This is a genomic window from Sphingobium quisquiliarum P25 (assembly GCF_000445065.1).
Classification (GTDB): domain Bacteria; phylum Pseudomonadota; class Alphaproteobacteria; order Sphingomonadales; family Sphingomonadaceae; genus Sphingobium; species Sphingobium quisquiliarum.
Genome location: NZ_ATHO01000138.1, coordinates 1 through 1,522 on the forward strand (window position 1 = coordinate 1; position 1,522 = coordinate 1,522).

Genomic DNA, 1,522 nt, shown 5'->3' on the forward strand with positions numbered 1-1,522 from the left:
CGCGGATGCGGCGCTGGCGGCGGGCGGAGAGGTGATCGGCGTCATCCCGCAAGCCCTTGTCGGGGCGGAGGTGGCGCATCGCGGCTGCACGGAGCTGCACGTCGTCCAGACCATGCATCAGCGCAAGCAGCTTTTCACCGACCTGTCCGACGGCTTCCTGACCCTGCCCGGCGGCGTCGGCACCATGGACGAGCTTTGGGAAGCGATCAGCTGGGCGCAGCTTGGCTATCATGCCAAGCCGGTCGGCCTGCTCAATATCGCGGGTTTCTATGACCAGTTGATTGCGTTCAACCGCCAGATGATCGACGCTGGCTTCATCCGGCCGCAGCATGCGCGCATCCTGCTTCATGACGGCAATCTCGATCTGCTGCTCGACCGGATGGCCAGCTATCATCCGCACCAGCCGATATTCGCAATGAAGGCGGACAATCTATAACCGTTCGGTATGGCTTGCGGGGCGGAGCGGGCGCGGGCATGGCTCTGCGGTGACTGACAGCAATCTACTTCAGCCGCTAGATCGCCCGGCACTCGTCGCCTTTGCGCGGGACAGCATCGCGCGCGGTTCCAAATCCTTCGCCATGGCGTCGAAGCTGTTCGACCGGCAGACGCGGGAACGCGCCTGGCTGCTCTACGCCTGGTGCCGCAAGTGCGACGACATCGCCGACGGGCAGGATCATGGCGGCACGATGCAAGGCGTGACGGATGGAGAGGCGCGTCTCGCCGCGATGCGAGCGCTGACCGACGCGGCGCTGCGGGGCGAGCCCACCGGCGACCCGGCCTTTGACGGCTTTGGCCTGGTAATGCGCGAATGCGCCATTCCCAATCGCTATGCGCACGACCTGATCGAAGGCTTTGCGCTCGACGCGCAGGAGTGGCGTCCGCTCAGTGAGGCGGACATGCTGCGCTACTGCTACCATGTCGCCGGAGCGGTCGGCTGCATGATGGCGGTGCTGATGGGGGTGGACCCGCAGGATGAGGCGACGCTGGACCGGGCATGCGACTTGGGGCTGGCGTTCCAGCTCGCCAACATCGCCCGCGACATAGGTGAGGATGCGGCTGCGGGGCGCTGCTATCTGCCGCAGCAATGGCTGGCGGAGATCGATATCCCACCAGGCGGGCATATGGAACCTGTCTACCGTTCGCGGCTCACCATATTGGCGCGCCGCCTGTCGGCAATGGCGGCGGATTATGAGGCGAGCGCCCGGCATGGCACCGGCGCCTTGCCGCCTCGCGCCGCCTGGGCCGTGCTTGCGGCGGCGGGCATCTATGGCGATATCGCCCGCGAAGTGGCCTGGCGCGGCGATCGGGCCTGGGACGATCGGGTTGTGACGCCGAAAAGCGATAAGCTGGGCTGGATGATGCGGGCCGGACTACAGGTCGCGGGCCGCGCGCGCCGCTGGCCTGCCTCCGCACCGCGCCCGGCGCACCTCTGGACGCGGCCGAGGGCATAAACAAAAAAAAGGACCGATACTTTCGTACCGGTCCAAAGGTGTGTTCGCAGGAGGAACATCGTGTGGCGGGC

At 66.3% G+C, this 1,522-nt stretch carries 2 protein-coding genes; both read left to right on the plus strand.

The features are described from left to right. Positions 1-436: LOG family protein (locus tag L288_RS36600; RefSeq protein WP_021239104.1), on the plus strand; the 436-nt coding region annotated here is incomplete at its 5' end. 115 nt (positions 437-551) lie between these two features. Then, positions 552-1,451 carry a phytoene/squalene synthase family protein gene (locus L288_RS36605; RefSeq protein ID WP_269077985.1) on the plus strand — a complete coding sequence of 300 codons (900 nt, stop codon included), beginning with the start codon at positions 552-554 and terminating at the stop codon, positions 1,449-1,451. Positions 1,452-1,522 lie beyond the last annotated feature (71 nt).